The 17307-nt window shown below is 71.6% G+C and carries 16 protein-coding genes; 6 read left to right on the plus strand and 10 right to left on the minus strand.

Annotated elements, in window-relative coordinates:
• The first annotated feature begins 72 nt into the window (after nt 1–72).
• From ABIA33_RS29885 to ABIA33_RS29895, 3 genes are read left to right on the plus strand one after another with little or no spacing between them, the layout of a single operon-like run.
• Nucleotides 73–1320, plus strand: a complete 1248-nt coding sequence (locus tag ABIA33_RS29885; protein ID WP_370085791.1) for a phosphodiester glycosidase family protein — start codon at nt 73–75, stop codon at nt 1318–1320.
• Nucleotides 1317–2261, plus strand: coding sequence for a decaprenyl-phosphate phosphoribosyltransferase (locus ABIA33_RS29890; RefSeq protein WP_370085792.1), 945 nt, complete (start codon nt 1317–1319; stop codon nt 2259–2261). The genes ABIA33_RS29885 and ABIA33_RS29890 overlap by 4 nt, the downstream gene beginning before the upstream one ends.
• A gap of 19 nt (nt 2262–2280) precedes the next feature.
• The gene (locus ABIA33_RS29895) at nt 2281–3027 is read left to right on the plus strand and encodes an SDR family NAD(P)-dependent oxidoreductase (protein WP_370085793.1); all 747 of its coding nucleotides are present in this window, start codon (nt 2281–2283) and stop codon (nt 3025–3027) included.
• Nucleotides 3028–3054: 27 nt separating this feature from the next.
• Here ABIA33_RS29895 and ABIA33_RS29900 read toward each other — a convergent pair whose 3' ends face one another.
• The 3 genes from ABIA33_RS29900 to ABIA33_RS29910 form a co-directional block, all read right to left on the minus strand.
• Entirely contained in the window at nt 3055–4542 is a 1488-nt protein-coding gene (locus tag ABIA33_RS29900; protein WP_370085794.1) for a UbiD family decarboxylase, read from the minus strand.
• Nucleotides 4543–4575: 33 nt separating this feature from the next.
• The gene (locus tag ABIA33_RS29905) at nt 4576–5154 is read right to left on the minus strand and encodes a UbiX family flavin prenyltransferase (RefSeq protein WP_370085795.1); all 579 of its coding nucleotides are present in this window, start codon (nt 5152–5154) and stop codon (nt 4576–4578) included.
• Between the two features lie 259 nt (nt 5155–5413).
• Nucleotides 5414–6790, minus strand: coding sequence for an FAD-dependent oxidoreductase (locus tag ABIA33_RS29910; RefSeq protein WP_370085796.1), 1377 nt, complete (start codon nt 6788–6790; stop codon nt 5414–5416).
• A 301-nt stretch (nt 6791–7091) separates the two neighbouring features.
• Here ABIA33_RS29910 and ABIA33_RS29915 point away from each other — a divergent pair, with 301 nt between their 5' ends.
• Nucleotides 7092–7880, plus strand: a complete 789-nt coding sequence (locus ABIA33_RS29915; RefSeq protein WP_370085797.1) for a VOC family protein — start codon at nt 7092–7094, stop codon at nt 7878–7880.
• 117 nt (nt 7881–7997) lie between these two features.
• Nucleotides 7998–9083 (plus strand): hypothetical protein, encoded by a 1086-nt coding sequence (locus ABIA33_RS29920; RefSeq protein WP_370085798.1) that lies wholly within the window; start codon nt 7998–8000, stop codon nt 9081–9083.
• Between the two features lie 64 nt (nt 9084–9147).
• Here the strand turns inward: ABIA33_RS29920 and ABIA33_RS29925 are convergent, their stop codons facing one another.
• The 5 genes from ABIA33_RS29925 to ABIA33_RS29945 form a co-directional block, all read right to left on the minus strand.
• Nucleotides 9148–9834, minus strand: coding sequence for a lactate utilization protein C (locus tag ABIA33_RS29925; protein ID WP_370085799.1), 687 nt, complete (start codon nt 9832–9834; stop codon nt 9148–9150).
• Nucleotides 9831–11324, minus strand: coding sequence for a lactate utilization protein B (locus tag ABIA33_RS29930; protein ID WP_370085800.1), 1494 nt, complete (start codon nt 11322–11324; stop codon nt 9831–9833). Before ABIA33_RS29930 ends, ABIA33_RS29925 begins: the two co-directional genes overlap by 4 nt.
• Nucleotides 11321–12025: a (Fe-S)-binding protein gene (locus tag ABIA33_RS29935; RefSeq protein WP_370085801.1), complete on the minus strand. Its 705-nt coding sequence runs from the start codon at nt 12023–12025 to the stop codon at nt 11321–11323. The genes ABIA33_RS29930 and ABIA33_RS29935 overlap by 4 nt, the downstream gene beginning before the upstream one ends.
• A complete protein-coding gene (locus tag ABIA33_RS29940) occupies nt 12016–13017 on the minus strand; it encodes an aldo/keto reductase (protein ID WP_370085802.1) in 1002 nt (333 codons plus the stop codon). Before ABIA33_RS29940 ends, ABIA33_RS29935 begins: the two co-directional genes overlap by 10 nt.
• A gap of 342 nt (nt 13018–13359) precedes the next feature.
• On the minus strand, nt 13360–13776 hold the full coding sequence (locus ABIA33_RS29945) for a winged helix-turn-helix transcriptional regulator (RefSeq protein WP_370085803.1): 417 nt from the start codon (nt 13774–13776) through the stop codon (nt 13360–13362).
• Between the two features lie 90 nt (nt 13777–13866).
• On the opposite strand from ABIA33_RS29945, the gene ABIA33_RS29950 reads away from it, so the two are divergent.
• Nucleotides 13867–14442 (plus strand): YceI family protein, encoded by a 576-nt coding sequence (locus ABIA33_RS29950; RefSeq protein WP_370085804.1) that lies wholly within the window; start codon nt 13867–13869, stop codon nt 14440–14442.
• 72 nt (nt 14443–14514) lie between these two features.
• Here the strand turns inward: ABIA33_RS29950 and ABIA33_RS29955 are convergent, their stop codons facing one another.
• Together ABIA33_RS29955 and ABIA33_RS29960 are read right to left on the minus strand one after the other, a co-directional pair.
• A complete protein-coding gene (locus tag ABIA33_RS29955; protein ID WP_370085805.1) occupies nt 14515–15378 on the minus strand; it encodes a RimK family alpha-L-glutamate ligase in 864 nt (287 codons plus the stop codon).
• 107 nt (nt 15379–15485) lie between these two features.
• Nucleotides 15486–17156, minus strand: a complete 1671-nt coding sequence (locus ABIA33_RS29960; RefSeq protein ID WP_370085806.1) for an IclR family transcriptional regulator C-terminal domain-containing protein — start codon at nt 17154–17156, stop codon at nt 15486–15488.
• Nucleotides 17157–17307: the final 151 nt, after the last annotated feature.

A 17307-nucleotide genomic window follows, 5' to 3' on the forward strand; every position in this document is an offset into this window, starting at 1 on the left:
ATTCTCACCGGGTTCCTGTGGTCGGGAGTTCGCGCGGGCCTGAGTATGGAGGGGCAGGATCCCTCGCGTGCCGTGACCGGTACGGGGAAGGAAGCCGACGTGGTGTCGTCCTCGGTACCCGAGTCGGACACGGACGCGGATGTCGACGCGACCGTGCCCCGGCGGAGGTTGTCCAGAATCGGTCGCCGGGGGCGGATCCGTCGCTGGAGGGGCCGGCTGCGGCGCTGGTCGCGGCTGCGGTCCGTGCGGGTGGTGCTGGCGCTGCTCGCGGTGTTCCTGGGCTGGTTCGCCTGGTCCATGGGTGAGGCGCTGACCGCACCGGGGGACGACAGCGTGGCGGCGAGGGTGGCCGAGTGGGGGCGCGACCACCACCTGGGCCCGGTGGTGACCTTCCTGGAGACCGCCCAGTACAAGGCGAACCCGCCCAAGGTCGGCGGAAAGCCGACCATCGCCCTGCGGCCCCCCGGCGCAGCCACCGCACCCACGGCCGCGACCCTGCCGCCCCGGCTGGTCTCCCCGGCCGGGGCGGCGCTGCCGGGCGAGGGGACCTGGCAGGTCCTCGGCAAGGTCAGAGGTGCGCCCGCCGTGCTCGGCGCGTACCTCCGTCCGGACGCCGCGCACACCTCCTACGTCGCCGCTGTCGTCTCGATGGACCCGCGGCTGCTGCGCTTCGAGCTGCACCCCGGCGAGGTCGACCCGGGGCCGGCCGCCTGGGGCGTGCCGACCTCGATCCCGGCGGGCTCGCGCCAGGGGCTGATGGCGACCTTCAACGGCGGCTTCAAGGTGAACGAGGCGGGCGGCGGCTTCTACCTCCACGGCGTGACCAAGGGCACGCTGAAGCCGTCGGCGGCCTCCCTGGTGTTCTACCAGGACGGCCATGTCGCGGTCGGCGCCTGGGGCCCTGACCTGGGCATGACCCCCCAGGTGGTGGGAGTGCGGCAGAACCTGCGCCTCATCGTCGACCACTCCGTGGTGCCCGCCGGGGTCGACACCAACATCGAGAGCGGCTGGGGCCTGACCATCGGCGGCAAGTACTTCGTCTGGCGCTCCGGGATCGGCGTCACGGGCGACGGCCGGGTGGTCTTCGTCTACGGCCCCGCCCTCTCGGTGCGGACCCTGGCCGACCTGCTGCAGCGGGCCGGCTGCGTTCAGGCGATGCAACTGGACATCAACCCCGCCTGGATGTCGTTCATGTACTACCGTGCCGCCCCCGACCCGGCGAACCCGACCCCGCTCAAGCTGCTCGCGAGCCAGCAGCGCCCCGCCGACCGCTACTACACGCCGACCAGCCGCGACTTCACCGCCGTCTTCGCGAAGTGAGCACCCACCCACCGGCCACGGCGCCGGCCCAGTCGGAACCGGAACGCGCCGCGCCCCGGACGCCGCGACGACTGGCCCTGGCCGCGCTGCGGACCGCCAGGCCGCACCAGTGGCCCAAGAACCTCCTGGTGCTCGCCGCCCCCCTGGCCGGATCGACGCTGGGACGGCAGGGACGCGGCGCGCTCGACCTCACGATCGCCGTCCTCGCGTTCACCTGCGCCTCCGCCGGCGTCTACCTCGTCAACGACGTGCTCGACATGGAGCGGGACCGCGGCCACCCCGGCAAGAGACTGCGCCCGGTGGCCTGCGGCGAGCTGGGCCGGAGCCAGGCCCTCGCTCTCGGGGCGCTCTGCGTGCTGGCGGCGGAGGCCGCAGGACCGCTACGCCTCGGCGTCTGGTTCACCGTCACCATCACCGCCTACCTGGCGACCTCACTCCTCTACTCGCTGGGGCTGAAGCACCTGCCGGTGATCGAGCTGGCCCTGGTCGCCTCCGGCTTCGTCCTGCGCGCGCTGGGCGGCGCGGCGGCGGCCCGGATTCCCCCGTCCGGGTGGTTCATCCTGGTGTGCAGCCTGGGCGCGCTGCTGGTGGTGATCGCCAAGCGGGAGAAGGAACTCGCCGCCCTGGGCCGGCCCGCGGCCGTCCAGCACCGGCCGTGTCTGCGCTGGTACAGCACCTCGGGGCTGCTGCTGGGGGGGCGGCTGGTCGCCGCGGCGATGCTGACGGCGTATCTGTTCTGGGCCCTCGGCGAGCCGGACCCGTGGACCAGGACCTGGCGGCTTGTCACGCTCGTGCCGCTGGCCGGGGCGTTGCTACGCTTCGATCGGCTCACTACGCGGGCAGGGACCTCCCGGGTCGAGGACCTGCTGACGCGCGACCGGGTGATGCTCGTCCTGGAGGCGCTGTGGCTGCTGCTGTTCGTGCTGGGGATGTGGCTGTGACCGCGAGGGAGGGTGGCCGATGATCGACGCCCTCGGCCGCCCAGGACGCGTCCTGCTGCTCGGCGGCACCAGCGAGATCGGGCTGGCGATCCTCGCCGCGCTGCCGCTCTCGTCCGACACCGAGGTCCTGCTCGCGGGACGCGACGGGAAGCGTCTGGCGGAGCTCGGCTCCTCGCTGCCCTGTCCCGTGCGGATCCTGTACTACGACGCCACGGCCGTCGAGAGCCACCAGGCCTTCGCGGACGAGGTCTTCGCCGGAGGCGACGTCGACATCGCCGTCTCGGCCGCCGGCATCCTGGTGCCGCAGAGCGAACTCGACCGCGATCCGCTGCTCGCCGCGACGCTGGTCGACACGAACTTCACCGGCCACGTCAGCACGCTCCTGGCCGTGGCCGGGCACATGCGCGCCCAGGGGCACGGCGCCCTGGTCGTGCTCTCCTCGGTCGCCGCGGTCCGCCCGCGCAGGGCCAACTTCGTCTACGGGGCCGCCAAGGCCGGTCTCGACGCCTTCGCCCAGGGACTCGCGGACTCGCTGCGGGGCAGCGGCGTGCGGCTGATGCTGGTCCGCCCCGGATTCGTGGTCGGCCGGATGACGGCGGGGATGGCCCCGGCACCGCTGGCCACCACGCCCGAGGCGGTGGCGGCCGCTGTCGCCGACGGGCTGGTGGCGGGTGCCGGGACCGTCTGGGTGCCCGGCCGGCTGGCGCTGCTCGCCGTGCTGATGCGCCTCGTGCCGCGTCCGCTGTGGCGCAGGCTGTCGCGCTGACCGCGGGCCGTCCGCGACGCGACGCTGTCAGCGGTAGCCGTAGCTCTGCCAGTTGGCGAGGACCCGCTCCCGCACCTCGGCAGGCCAGCCGTTCTCCAGGCTGGCCTTGACCGGTCGCTTGCCCGACGGGAACAGGTCGGACAGCAGGCAGTTGTAGATGACCTTGCCGGCCCGGAAGGTGTGCTGCTCCTCCTCGGAGAGGTAGACCGCCAGCTGGTCGCTGAGCTGCTTCGGGAAGTGGTACTCGCCGCGCTCCGGGTGGGAGCGGGTGGCGAACGCCCAGACGACCTCGTCCAGGTTGGTGATGTCGATGTCGTCCTCCACCAACAGGACCTTCGGGGCGTTCACCGCGGCCTTGCCGGTGAAGACGACGTCGGCGATCCGCTGGACGAGGTCGCCCGAGGAGATGCCGTGGGTATCGTGCCAGTCGCCCCTGGCCGAGAGGATCAGCCAGTGCACGGCCGCCTCGTAGGTGAACCAGGCCGACGCGATCGGCAGCCCCGCCTCCCGGAGCTGGTAGAGGAGTTCGGCGGCGTGCATGGTGCCGATGCCGGTGTGGTCCTCCTCGACCGGCGGTCCGGCGGCGACGGTGGGCAGGATGGCCTCGTCCCGGTGGGTGATGGCGGTGACCTGGAACAGCGCCTTGGGCGAGCCCGTGTAGCTGTTGTAGCCGGGGAACTCGTCCATCGGCCCTTCCATCACCGTCTCGTCGAGGGAGACGAAGCCCTCGATGACGATCTCCGCGGTGGCCGGCACCATGAGGTCGACCGTCTCGGCCGGGACGACCTCGATCCCCTCCTCGAACAGGGCGCCGAGGTAGTGGCTCTCGTCCGCGCCCTCGGGCATCGGCATGGCGCCGACGAAGGGCAGCCCGGGCTCGACGCCGAGGGCCAGCGCGATCGGCATCGGCTTGCCCAGCTTGCTCCACTGGGCGCGGATGATCCCCAGGTGCTGGGGCGCCGGGATCAGGCAGGCCAGGGTGTCCTTTCCGGCGATCATCATCCGGTTGATCGACCAGTTGGTCCACGACCCGTCGGGCGTCGTGGCGATGTTCATGCCGTAGGTCTGGATGTACCGGCCGCCGTCGTTGCCGTGGACCCGCGGAGTCGGGAAGGCGAACAGGTCGATGTCCGCGCCTGTCACGACGTTCTGCTTGCACGGCGCGTCCTCGGCGGGCACGGTCACCGGCGGGATGCCGGGTTTGGCGCGCGCGGTGACCAGCGCCTCGACGATCTCCTGGCCGGTCGCCTCGGCCGGCAGGCCGAGAGCCAGGGAGATCCGCGCGAGCGGATGGTCCGGGCCGCTGAGCGAGCCCGGTGCGCCGAGCACGCGGAAGCCGCTGCCCTGATAGCCGGTGATGTTGGTGAACAGCGGCGCGGGTGCCTTCAGGTCGTAGGAGCGGCGGATGATCGCGCCGATCTCCAGGTCCCAGTCGACCTCGGCGTCGACCTGCTGGACCTCGCCGACCTTCTCGAGTTCCGCGACGAACTCGCGCAGGCTGCGTAGATGCTTCACGGCCAGGGCCTTTCGATTGTCAGAGTTCCGGTGTCAGTTGCGGTGGGACTCGCCCCAGCGGGGCAGATCGGGTACGTCCACGCCGAGCAGGTCAAGGGCCCGGCTCGCGGTGTGGTCGACGATGTCGTCGACCGTGTCGGGCCGCAGGTAGAAGGCGGGCACCGGCGGCATGACGATCCCGCCCATCTCGGTGACCGTGGTCATCGCCCGCAGATGCGCCAGGGTCAGCGGGGTCTCACGGACCATCAGCACCAACCTGCGCCGCTCCTTCAACGTCACGTCGGCTGCCCGGGTGAGCAGATTGTCGTTGTTGGAGTACGCCACCGCGGCCAGCGTCCGGATCGAGCACGGAGCAACGATCATTCCAGCCGTGCGGAATGAGCCGCTGGCTATCGCGGCACCGATGTCGCCCGGACGATAGGAGACGTCGGCGAGGGCGGTCAGATCGCGTGCGTCCAGATCGGTCTCGTAGGCCCTGGTCTGCTGCGCCGCCGGGGTGACCACCAGGTGCGTCTCCGCCCCGGCTTTGCGGGCCAGCTCCAACACCCTTACCCCGTAGGCGATCCCGGTCGCGCCGCTGATCCCCACGACCAGCCGTTGCGGAGAGGTCATGGAGGTCTCTTTCCTGCTCAGAAATGATCACGTGCCGTTGTTGCGGGGCGCGGCTCTCGAGTCAAATCTGCGCATACTCGAAGGACTTCCGATTCCCTGGAAACGAGACCATCCTGGGGTACCTGTCCACGCAATCGGACGATCGTCGTCAAACGGACGACATACTTCTAGGAATGGACCCCGGTCGGGCAGCCGCACAGCTGATCCAGCGGAACGCCGAACTACACGCCCCTGAATGCTGAGTCACCGTCAGGGAGCGTCATTCCGACTGGCGGTGGATCCCTGCGGAGACCAGCTTGCGGGCCGCGACCTGCACCGGGTCCCAGACCGGGGAGAACGGCGGGGCGTAGCCGAGGTCCAGGGAGACGATCTGATCCACCGTCATCCCGGCGGTCAGCGCCACCGCCCCGATGTCCACGCGCTTGGCCGCGCCCTCGCGGCCGACGAGCTGCACTCCCAGCAGCCGCCCGCTGCCCTGCTCGGCGATCATCTTCACCGACATCGGCGCGGTCCCGGGGTAGTAGCCGGCCCGGCTGGTCGACTCGATGACCGCGGAGGTCCAGCCCAGCCCGGCGGCCGTGGCGTCGCGCTCGCGCAGGCCGGTGCGGGCGATCTCCAGGGAGCAGACCTTGCTCACCGCTGTGCCGACCACCCCGGGGAACTCGGCCCGGCCGCCGCCGATGTTGGTGCCGATCACCAGGCCGTGCTTGTTGGCATGGGTACCGAGAGCGATGTGCTGGTACCGGCCCGAGACGAGGTTGAGCACCTCGACGCAGTCGCCCCCGGCCCAGATGCCGTCGGCCCCCTGGACCCGCATGTCCGCACCGGTCCGCAGGCCGCCGGACTCACCCAACGGCAGGCCGGCCGCCCGCGCCAGGGCGGTCTGCGGGCGTACGCCGAGCCCGAGCACGACCACGTCGGCGGGGTGTTCCCCCGCGGTGGTGAGCACCGCCCGGGGCCGGCCGGACTCCCCGACCAGCACCGCCTTGGCCTCGGCGCCCGGTACCACCTCGATGCCCATGCCCTCCATCGCCTTCCGCACGAGCCGGCCCATGTCCGGATCGAGGGTGGCCATCGGCTCCGCCGAGCGGTGCACAACGGTGACCTTCAGCCCGCGCTGCACCATGGCCTCTGCCATCTCCACCCCGATGTAGCCGCCGCCGACCACCACGGCGCGGTGGCAGCCGTGGTCCAGGGTGTCGAGCAGCGCCGCTCCGTCGTCCAGGGTCTGCACCCCGTGGACGCCGGGTGCGTCGAACCCCGGCAGCGCCGGGCGCACCGGCTTGGCTCCGGTGGCGATGACGAGCTGGTCGAAGCCCGTCCACTCCTCGGTGCCGCGTTCCAGGTCCCGTGAGCGTACCCGCCTGCGGTCCAGGTCGAGTTCGGTCACCTCGGTGTGCAGCCGCAGGTCGATCCCGTGTTCCCGGTGCTGCTGGGGCGTGCGGGCGATCAGGTCGTCCCGTTCTGCGACCTGGCCGCCGACCCAGTAGGGGATGCCGCAGGCCGAGTAGGAGCTGAAGCCGCCCCGCTCGAACGCGGTGATCCGCAGGTCCTGCGGACCCCGGCGCCGCCGGGCCTGGGACGCGGCGGTCATCCCTGCCGCGTCGGCACCGATGATCACCAGATGTTCCGTCATGGCTGTCACCACCAGGGGGGCTTGTGTCGTGGATGCTCCTGGCCGCACCGGCGAAGATCAGTCCGTGAACGTCCGTGCCACCCTACGCCAGCGGTAGCGCGTTCCCGCGGCGCGGGCCTGTGCCCTGGGTGGTAGGCGCGCGGTCCGGTACCGCATCGAGCGGGGTGGTCCGCTCGCGCCAGCAGGCCGACGCGCGCACCCGCCGCCCCCACGTCGAAAGCGAGTGCCGCGCTGTGGTGGCGGAGGCCGCATCCAAGGTGAAGAGTGGTCGCCAGGGGGAACTTCCACCTGGAGGCGACTTATGCCTGAGATCAACGCGCCGTACGCACCCGGCACTCCCTGTTGGATCGACCTGATGGCCAAGGACCAGCGTGCCGCCATGGACTTCTACCAGGACCTCTTCGGCTGGCAGGGCGAGGTCGGACCTGACGAGTTCGGCGGTTACGCGATCATGCACCAGAAGGGTCGTCCGGTGTGCGGGATCGGCCCGGCGATGGCCCCCGAGGGCATGCCCGAGCCGCCGCACGTCTGGACCACTTACCTGTCCAGCGACGACGCCGACGCCACCGCACAGAAGATGACCGACGCCCACGGCACGGTGATGATGCCGCCGATGGACGTCGGCACGCTCGGCCGCATGTTCGTCGCGAGCGACCCCGCCGGAGCGGTCGTCGGTGTCTGGGGGCACAAGGACTTCTTCGGGGCCGGCCTGGTCAACGAGCACGGCGCGCTGATCTGGAACGAGTGCAACACCCGCGACGTCCCCGCGGCCTCCGCCTTCTACACGGCGGCCCTGGGCATCGCCGTCGAGCCCATGGAGGGCATGCCCGGGTACTTCGGGCTGAACGTGGCCGGCCGCACGGTCGGCGGCCTGCAGGACATGGCCGGGAAGTTCCCCGACGAGGTGCCGCCGCACTGGATGTCCTGGTTCGCCGTCGACGACACCGACAGCGTCACGGCAGCCCACGTCAAGGCCGGAGGAAACGTCGTCGTGGCGCCCAGCGACACGCCGGCGGGCCGGATGGCCGGGCTGCAGGACCCCTGGGGCGCCGTGTTCTGCGTCCTCCAGCCGTCCGCGCCGTCGGCCTGACCGGCGGGACCACCCGGCGCCGCCGCGTCCGGCCCTCGGCCGAGGGCCGGACGCGGCGGCGCCGAAGAGCGGCGCTGTAGAGTTGCCAGGCATCGCAACCGCGCACCTGGGGGGAACGTGCCGGAGGGCCTGCTCGTACACCTGGTCGATCAGTTCATCACCCGCCGGGAGCAGGTCGCGACCGAGGGTCTGTACTACCTGGCGCGCCACTATCCGGAGGTGCGCAAGGTCCTCGGGTCCCTGTCGGAGATCGGTGCCCAGGATGAGGACCGGCTGGTCTACCGGCCGGAGGCCGCCGGAGGGCAGGGACGCCCCGATCTGCTGGGCGAGCTCTCCGGCCAGCGGTGGGTGGTCGTGGCCGGCACCTCCTGGGCGGACCTGACCGATGCTCAGCCCTGTGGCTACCTGCGCGGCATCACCAGCGGCGGGGTAGTGCTGTTCCTGAGCCCCGCCCGGCGCGTCACCGACCTCTGCCGGGACCTGGCCGCACGCGTGCAGGCCGAGGGCCTGGGCCAGGACGACTTCGCCCCCGACGGCACCGGACTGCACGTGATGACCACCAGCGCGCGGAGGCATCTCGTGGTCACCACCTGGCCGGTCCTGCTGCAGCGGATCCGTCGGGCCGCGGGCGAGGGCTCGGCGCAGCTGATTTTCGAGGTCGATCAACTGCAGGGAGTGGTGGGCCGGTTGGAGAATGATCTGGTGGAGTGGTCCCGTGCGGAGCTGGAGCAGGGGGTTACCCGCACCACCTTTCGCAAGGCCGTCACCACGGCGGAGCTCCTGTTCGACGTGCTCGCCCGCACGGACGGGGTGACCACACTGCGGCCGCCGAAGTGGGTCGACCGGAACGGGGTCTACTACCGCTCCGGATTCTCCGTCGGCCCGGGCGTCACGCTCTTCGCCGGGTTCGAGCCCGAGCGGTGGGATGCGCAGATGCCCACCCCCCTCACCTTCGGCATCTGGAGCCCGGACCTCGCTCACCCCGTCAGGCAGCGCGTCTACCAGGTCTACCTCGACGCCGTCGGCATGATCTGGAAGCAGTCGGGCGAGCCTTTCGACAACGTGCGGTTCTGGCCGGCACCCGAATCGGACAACTGGTGGTGGGGTCCCATACCGCTGGCGTCCGACCGGCCCGCCGAGGTGACCCGGAGCCGTCTCGCCTCCGTCCTGGCCCACCTGGTGGACAACCTCGCGAGGTTGTAGCGAACCAACCGCGCAGTCGGCGGACGGCGGCCGCCACGGTGGGGGCGAATCCGTCGTCGGATCGTCAGAGCTCGCGCACGACCCGCAGCGGTGCGTCGGCCGCGTCCGGTACGCGGGAGTCGGCGGCGATGATGACGACCTGAAGTGTGCGCGGGCCGTGCACGCCCTCGACGCGGTCGAGTTCGATGTCGCTGGTGGCGGACGGGCCGGAGATGAAGGTCAGCGGGCGGGCCGGGTCCAACCGGGCCAGGGCGTCGGGGAGGTCACCGTCGATCTGGTCCTCGCGGATGACGCAGAGGTGGTAGTCGGGCAGCAGGGTGAGGGCGCGCCGCCCCTGCCCCGGGCCCGCGTCCAGGACGAGGGTGCCGGTGACGGCGATGCCCAGCGCGGCGGTGGTCAGGACGCCGTCGGCGGCGTCCAACTGCTCGACGGTCAGGGCCGGGTCGTCCCGGAGACGGATCCAGGCGCCCTCGGGGAGCAGCTCGTCGGGGAAGCCGTCGGGGACGACCAGGCTGGTCACGGCCCGTTCGGCGAGCGCGGCGGCGATGGCCCCGGGGGCCTGGGCCGCGCTCACCCGGCTCACGGTCGCGCGGTAGTCGGCGACGCGCTCGGCGAAGAGGGCGACGACGTCCGCCTCGGCGTGGCTGCGCCGGTAGTCGCGGGGGACCTGCACGTCCTCGGGGGCCTCGTCGGCCGGCACGTCGGCGAGGGCGTCGCGGATCCGGCCCAGAATGAGGTCGCGGGCGGTCACTTCGGCTCCTCCTTGTGCGTGCGCTGCCACCATGCCCGGAAGGACTCGGCCGGTGGTTGCGGGGTGTCGCGGGTGTCGGACCAGCCGTGCAGGGGGCCCGGCAGCGGCCCGATCCTGCCGTTGCGGGAGACGAGTCGGCTGCCGAGGCGTGCCGCCTTCTGTGCGGCGGCGAGGCGTCCGGGGCTGGCGAGGATGGCCCCGGCGGCCTTCATCGCCAGGGCTTCGGGGCCGGGCAGCGTGTGGGCGCGGCGCTTGTTCTCGACCACCTCGGCGCGCAGATGGGCCAGCACCTCGGGAATGTTGATCTTCACGGGGCAGGCGTCGTAACAGGCCCCGCACAGGGTGGAGGCGAACGGCAGCGAGGCGGCGGCGCTCTTGGTGTCACCGCCGACGCCGACGAGCTGCGGGGTGAGCACGGCGCCGATGGGTCCGGGGTAGACCGAGCCGTAGGCGTGGCCGCCGGTGCGCTCGTACACGGGGCAGACGTTGAGGCAGGCCGAGCAGCGGATGCAGGCCAGGGCCTGGCGGCCGACGGTGTCGGCCAGGGTGGCGGTGCGGCCGTTGTCGAGCAGGACCAGGTGGAAGTCCCGGGGGCCGTCGCCGGGGGTGACGCCCTGCCAGGTGGAGGTGTAGGGGTTCATTCGCTCGCCGGTGGAGGAGCGCGGCAGCAGCTGGAGGAACACCTCCAGGTCCGACCATTGCGGTAGGACCTTCTCGATGCCCATCACGGTGATCAGGGTCTGCGGCAGCGTCAGGCACATCCGGCCGTTGCCCTCGGACTCCACCACCCCGACCGTGCCGGTCTCCGCGATGGCGAAGTTTGCACCCGAGACGGCGACCTTGGCGCGCAGGAACTTCTCCCGCAGATGCAGCCGCGCGGCCTCGGCCAGTGCCCGCGGGTCGTCGGACAGGGGGTCAGGCGCGGCCTTGCCCCAGTGGCCCATCTCGCGTGCGAAGATCTCGCGGATCTCGGAACGGTTGCGGTGGATGGCCGGGACCAGGATGTGCGACGGCCGGTCATCGCCGAGTTGGACGATGAGCTCGGCCAGGTCGGTCTCGTACGCGGCGATCCCGGCCTCGGCGAGGGCCTCGTTGAGGCCGATCTCCTGGGTCGCCATCGACTTGACCTTGACCACCTCACGCTCGCCGGTGGCCTGCACGAGTTCGGTGACGATGCGGTTGGCCTGCTCGGCGTCGGCGGCCCAGTGGACCGTGCCGCCGGCCTTGGTCACCGACTCCTCAAGCGCGAGCAGGTAGCGGTCCAGGTGCCGCAGGGTTCGGCGCTTGAGCGCCGCACCAGCCTCGCGCAGCTGCTCCCAGTCGTCGAGCTCGGCGGTGACGGCCAGCCGCTTGTCGCGGATGGTGGCCGTGGCGTGGTGCAGGTTGCGGCGCAGCTGGGTGTCGGCCAGGGCCGCCCGCGCGGCCTGGGGGAAGGCGGGAGCGCCGAGCCACACCACGTTCGCAACGCCCGGATTCTGAGGTGCCGTCATCGGGGGTCTCCCTCGGTGGACGCGAGGATCTCGGCCAGGTGCACGGTGCGCACGCCGGTGCGCAGCCGGGAGAGCCCGCCGCCGATGTGCATCAGGCAGGAATTGTCACCGGCGCTGAGCACCTCGGCGCCGGTGTCCAGAACGCAGCGCATCTTGTCGGTGAGCATCGCGGTGGAGGTGTCGGCGTTCTTGATCGCGAAGGTGCCGCCGAAGCCGCAGCACGAGTCCGCCGCCGGCAGCTCGACCAGATCGATGCCCCGCACCGCGCGCAGCAGCTGCAGCGGTTTGTCGCCCACCCTCAGCATCCGCAGCGAGTGGCAGGTGGGGTGGTAGGTGACGCGATGCGGGAAGTACGCGCCGACATCCGTCACGCCCAGCACGTCGACCAGGAACTCCGAGAGCTCGTGCACGCGCGGGGGCTGGACGCCGGTCAGCAGGGCGTGGTTGTCGCGGACCATGCCGGTGCACGACGCCGAGGGGCTGACCACCGCGTCGTATCCGGCGAAGACGTCGGCGAAGCGGCGCGCCAGCGGGACCGCCTCGGGCCGGTAGCCGGTGTTGAAGTGCATCTGCCCGCAGCAGGTCTGGTCCAGCGGGAACTCGACGGTGTGGCCCAGCCGCTCCAGCAGCCGCACCACCGCCTTGCCGGTCTCCGGATACAGGGTGTCGTTGAAACAGGTGATGAACAGCGCTACGCGCATGGCGACTCCGCCTTCGGAACCGGGACGGACTCGGGCAGCAGGCCCTCGCCGCGCAGGTCGTCCCACAACCCGTCAGGAATCATGCTACCGATCATGGCAGCGGCGTCGCGGACCTCGTCGGCGGAGCGCATCCCCACGACTACGCCGCTGACGGCTGGATGCCCGAACGGAAAGCGCAGCGCCGCGGCGCGCAGCGGCACCCCGTGGCGCTCGCACACCGCCTTCATCCGCAGCGCGCGCTGCAGCAGGTCGTCCGGTGCCTGTGCGTAGTCGAAGGTCGCCCCCGGCCTGGGATCGGCGAGCAGACCGGAGTTGAACGCGCCGCCCACCACCACGCCGGTGCCGCGCCGCTGCGCCTCGGGCAGCAGTTCCGCCAGGCCGTCCTGGTCGAGCAGGGTGTAGCGGCCGGCCAGCAGCACCACGTCCACGTCGGTGTCCCGCACGAAGCGGGTCAGCAGCGCCGACTGGTTCATCCCCGCGCCGATCGCGCCGACGACGCCCTCGCCGCGCAGCCGCTCCAGTGCCGGGTAGGCCTCGTCCAGTGCCTGGGCGGCGTGCTCGTCCGGGTCGTGCAGATAGACGACGTCGATCCGGTCGAGGCCCAGCCGCTTCAGGCTGTCGTCGATGCTGCGCCGCATCCCGTCGGCGCTGAAGTCCCAGACCCGGCGCTGCGTGGCGGGCACGGCGAAGCCGTTGGCCAGGTCGTCGCCGGTGCCGCCAGGGGCGGGTTCGAGCAGCCGCCCGACCTTGCTGGACACGGTGTAGGAGTCGCGCGGCCGATCGCGCAGCGCGGCGCCGACGCGGCGTTCCGACAGGCCCAGCCCGTAGTGCGGTGCGGTGTCGACGTAGCGGATGCCTACGTCCCAGGCCGCTTCCAGCGCAGCCGACGCCTCGTCATCGCTGACCGCGCTGAAGAGATTGCCCAGCGGAGCCGCACCGAAGGCCAACTCGGTGACGCGCACCGGGGAGTGCCCGAGCGTGCTGGTCCTCATCGTGTTCTCCCTTGCTGCGATCCCTTGCTGCGGTCCCTTGGCGGCGTCCCGTCGTGCGATCCGGAGGGGCGCAGACGCAACCCTTGCATGCCGACGCCGACGGCGGCGTGTAGCGGTGTCACGGGGACGGCTCCTTGCGAGGGGGATGCGTACGGAGATCCGGCGAGCAGAATCAGGCAATGGCAGAAACATCGGATGTCTGCTGGCGCTGGGTGGACTCTACGGATCTCCGCCGACCTTGGCAAGGGTGATCTGCGGGGGATCCGCGGCGGCGCTGCCGTCCAGCGCCTCGGAGGTTCGGCGGGTATTTCCCGGTCCGCGGGCCGAAGGCTTCTGGTCGGCTCAGTCGTCCGATGAAACGCCGTTGCGGCCTGCCGACTGGGTGGGGCAGCCGGCCGTGTCGGCTCTCGGCAGGGACTCCTCGGCCCAGCGGCCCAGTTCGACGAGTGCCGGCCGCAGTCCGGCTCCGACCTCGGTCAGGCGGTAGCTGACCCGCAGGGGCGGTCCGCTGTCGACCTCGCGGAGCACCAGGCCCGCGGCGACCAGCTCGGTGAGGCGGTCCGAGAGCACTCGCTCGCTGATGCCCGGGACCGCGCGGCGGAACTCGGCGAAGTGGACCGGGCCGCCCATCAGCGAGGCCACGATCAGGCCGGTCCAGCGCTTGCCCAGCAGCTTGAAGACGCGCTCCACCGCGCTGCCCGCCTCCGTACAGAACGCTCCGTCCTCATCGGGCCCCCGCAGTCCCGGTTCCGTCGTCATGGGCACATCGTACCGGTATCGCCTCCGTAGCTGCGAAAAAGTAAGTGAGTGTGTTACTAATAGGAGCCTACGAAAACTTATCCCTGCTGGATGCTCAGCACGAAAGGCGTGATCTCCATGGCGAGCCACACCACCAACTCCACCCAGTCCGCTACCAGGCTCGCGGACCTCAGCGTCGGGGCGTGGACCCTGGACGCGGCGCAGTCCTCCGTCGGCATCCGGCACAAGTCGATGTGGGGCCTGGCCACCATCAACGGCAGCTTCACCGGCGTCGAGGGCGAGGGCGAGATCCTGCCGGACGTCTCGGCGCGCGGCACGCTGACCATCGACGCCGCGTCGATCAGCACCAAGCAGGCAAAGCTCGACACCCACCTGCGCTCTGCGGACTTCTTCGACGTCGACAAGCACCCGGCGTTCACCTTCACCGCCGGCAGCGTCGTCCCCGACAGCGCGGGCACCGCCAAGGTCTCCGGTCAGCTCACGGTGCTCGGTATCGCCCGGCCGCTGGAGTTCACTGCCGACGTCAGCGCCGCCAGCCCGACCGACGTCACCCTCACCGGTGAGGTGACAGTGGACCGTGGCGAGTTCGGGATGAACTGGAACCGCGCCGGGATGCTCAAGGGCCTCACCACCGTCACGCTCGCCCTCCGGTTCACCCGCAGCTGAACCGAGCAGGTGCCCGGGCCGCTGCGGTCCGTCCGGTCAGGCAGCGGCTCGGCTGCGTCAGGTGGGAGGACGTCAGAGTCCCTGGACCATGTCGGCGAAGCTCCGCAGTCCGGCGGGATTGTGCGTGAGGAAGAGGTTGGGCTCGATCAGCTCCAGCTCCATTACGACCGGCGATCCGTCGTCCGCGAGGGCGACGTCGACGCGTGCGACACGGACCTCGTCCCGGCTGGGCGCCACCCGGAGGGCCGCTGTGGCGAGTTCGATCTCTGCTGCGGACGGCTGATGTCCCACCAGGTCCGGGTGCGCGACCCTGGCGTTGTCGACCACGCCTATGTCGGTCAGCACGGGTCCCTTGCGCGTCGCATGGCTGAAGGAACCGCCGAGGAAGACCAGCGCCCGTTCACCCTCGGCGATCCGGGACAGGTAGGGCTGCACCATCGCGGTCGCACCGGCGGCGTTCAGCGAACGCACGTGGCGCGCGGCCAGGGCGACCTGGTCGCCGGTGTACCGGGCGGCGCCGCGCGCACCGGCGGACACCGTGGGCTTCACCACGAACTGCCCGTTCGCGGGTAGCGCCACGTCATCGCCAGGGGCGATGAAGGTGGTCGGGGCGGTCGGGACGCCCTGGTCGGCGAGGTCCTGGAGGTACCGCTTGTCGCTGCTCCAGCGGACGACCTCGGCCGGGTTGTGCAGGCGGGTCACGGCGCTGACCCGGTCGACCCAGGAGAGGTACTCGTCCAGCCGGTCGGCGTAGTCCCAGGTGGACCTGATGATCACGCGCTCGCAGGCCGACCAGTCGTAGTCGGCGGCGTCCCAGCGCACTGCGGCCGCGTCCACGCCCCGGGCGCGCAGGGCGTCGACCATCAGCGGGAGGTCGACGTCCTTGTCGAGCCCGACGGTCGACGTCGCCAGGATCACGCGGCCGGTCTGGAACATGCACGTCTCCTCGGTGGGCTCGGCCTGGATCTGCACCCTATCCGAGGCCCAGGGCCGGTCCGGCCGATCTTCGCGGGCCATTTCGCCTGCGGCCCATGGGGACGCGGTCAGTAGAGGGCGACGCGGGTGTAGCGCCCCGCGGTGTCGAGGTCGGCCTCGATCCGGGCGGCCGTCTCCCGCAGCGCCGGAAGGAGTTCGGTGCGGCACTGCGCGGCCGTGCGGCGCCCGGCGTGCATCGCGATGTTCGCCGCTGCCACCACCCGTCCGCCGCGGTCGTGGACGGGGACCGCGATCGAGCGCAGGCCCTCCTCCAGTTCCTGGTCGACCAGGGCGTAGCTGTCGCGTCCTGCCTGCCGTACCAGGGCGGCCAGCTCGGTGGGGGAGGTGACCGTGCTCCCGGTCAGGGGGTGCGGCGCGGTGGCCGCCAGCCGCGCGGCCTGCTCGTCCGCGGGCAGCCCGGCGAGGAGTACCCGGCCCATGGACGTCGCGTAGGCGGGCAGCCGGGTGCCGAGGGTGATGTTGACGCTCATGATCCGGGCGGTGGCGACGCGGGCGGTGTACTGGATGTCGTCGCCGTCCAGGACGGCCAGCGAGGCCGACTCGTGCACCTGGCCGACCAGGGCGGCGAGGTGCGGTTGCGCGATCTGGGGCAGGGTCAGCCGGGAGAGCGGGGCGAAGCCGAGGGCCAGGACCCGCGGGGTCGGCCGGAAGTCCTTCCCGTGCATGGTGACGTAGCCCAGGTGTTCCAGCGTGATCAGGGCGCGGCGCGCGGTGGCCCGGGGCAGTCCGGTGGCCAGGGCGACGGCGGTGAGCGGAAGTTCGGGCCGGTCGGCGCCGAACGCGGCGAGCACGGTCAGGCCCCGGGCGAGGGATTCGACGAACTCGGGACCCAGCTCCTGCTTGGACGCCGCCGTCCAACTAGCGAGCCCGTGCGAGGACGTGGGTGGCGCGGACGCGGGTGGCGCGAGTGGCGCCTGGCGGAGCTCCTGTTCCATCGCCGCCACGGTTTTCCGCAGGTGCGGCAGCACGGCGTCGCGCAGTGCGGCGGCGCTGTGCCGACTGGTGTGGCTGACCGCGCTCACCGCGCAGACCTGACGTCCGGTCAGATCGACTACAGGTAGCGCGAGGGCGACCAGTCCGGGTTCGATCAGCTGGTCGTCCAGAGACCAACCGCGTTCCCGGACGTCGGCGGTGCGGTCCCGGAAGGTCTCGCGAGTGCCCGTGCGCCCGGGCGGGACGGCGGGGAAGCGGAGGTCCTCCGGGTCGGCGGCGCGCCGCTCGTGCCAGCGGGTCCAGTCGTCCGCGGTCCAGTCGACGGCGAACAGCGGGCCTGGAGCGGTGCGCTCGGCCGGGAGCAGGTCGCCGATGCGGAAGGTGAGGGACAGGGCGCGTCTGCGCGTGGCCTGGTGCACGAAGCGCACGCCGTCGAGATCCGGGACGGCGATGGACACCGACTCGTCGAGGCGGTCGGCGAGCCGGTCGGCGTGCGGGCCGAGCAGGTCGGGGAGGCGTACGGCGGCCAGGTAGGCGTTGCCGAGCTCCATCAGGCCGGGGGCGAGGATCGCGTCGCGGCCCTCCAGGCGCAGGTAGCCCATCCGCTCCAGGGTGCGGACCACCCGGTCCACGGTGGAGCGCGCGAGCGCGGTGGTCCGGGCCAGGTCGCCCAGGCTCTGCCGGCCGCCGGCGTCGGTCAGCCGGCGCAGGACGGCGATCCCGCGCATCAGCGGGCCCACGGCTTCAGCGGGCGCGGCGATGTCGGTGCTGGTCATGGGCGGCATCGGTTCTCCATTGGCGTCGACCTCGGGCAACCGTAGTCAGTTCCCTCGGCCGACCGTTGACAGGCGCGAGCAGCGGGCGCAGACTCAGAAGCGAGTCAATCATGAACTGTAGTTCACCAGGCGAACATCCTGCATGGTCCAGGCCGTAAGG

This window comes from Streptacidiphilus sp. MAP12-16 (assembly GCF_041262165.1).
Taxonomy (GTDB): Bacteria; Actinomycetota; Actinomycetes; order Streptomycetales; family Streptomycetaceae; genus Streptacidiphilus.

Coding starts and splice junctions, on each gene's coding strand:
- ABIA33_RS29895 (WP_370085793.1), top strand. CDS start 2,281: ATGATCGACGCCCTCGGCCGCCCAGGACGCGTCCTGCTGCTCGGCGGC.
- ABIA33_RS29905 (WP_370085795.1), bottom strand. CDS start 5,154: ATGACCTCTCCGCAACGGCTGGTCGTGGGGATCAGCGGCGCGACCGGG.
- ABIA33_RS29910 (WP_370085796.1), bottom strand. CDS start 6,790: ATGACGGAACATCTGGTGATCATCGGTGCCGACGCGGCAGGGATGACC.
- ABIA33_RS29915 (WP_370085797.1), top strand. CDS start 7,092: ATGCCTGAGATCAACGCGCCGTACGCACCCGGCACTCCCTGTTGGATC.
- ABIA33_RS29930 (WP_370085800.1), bottom strand. CDS start 11,324: ATGACGGCACCTCAGAATCCGGGCGTTGCGAACGTGGTGTGGCTCGGC.
- ABIA33_RS29935 (WP_370085801.1), bottom strand. CDS start 12,025: ATGCGCGTAGCGCTGTTCATCACCTGTTTCAACGACACCCTGTATCCG.
- ABIA33_RS29940 (WP_370085802.1), bottom strand. CDS start 13,017: ATGAGGACCAGCACGCTCGGGCACTCCCCGGTGCGCGTCACCGAGTTG.
- ABIA33_RS29945 (WP_370085803.1), bottom strand. CDS start 13,776: ATGACGACGGAACCGGGACTGCGGGGGCCCGATGAGGACGGAGCGTTC.
- ABIA33_RS29950 (WP_370085804.1), top strand. CDS start 13,867: ATGCTCAGCACGAAAGGCGTGATCTCCATGGCGAGCCACACCACCAAC.
- ABIA33_RS29955 (WP_370085805.1), bottom strand. CDS start 15,378: ATGTTCCAGACCGGCCGCGTGATCCTGGCGACGTCGACCGTCGGGCTC.
- ABIA33_RS29960 (WP_370085806.1), bottom strand. CDS start 17,156: ATGCCGCCCATGACCAGCACCGACATCGCCGCGCCCGCTGAAGCCGTG.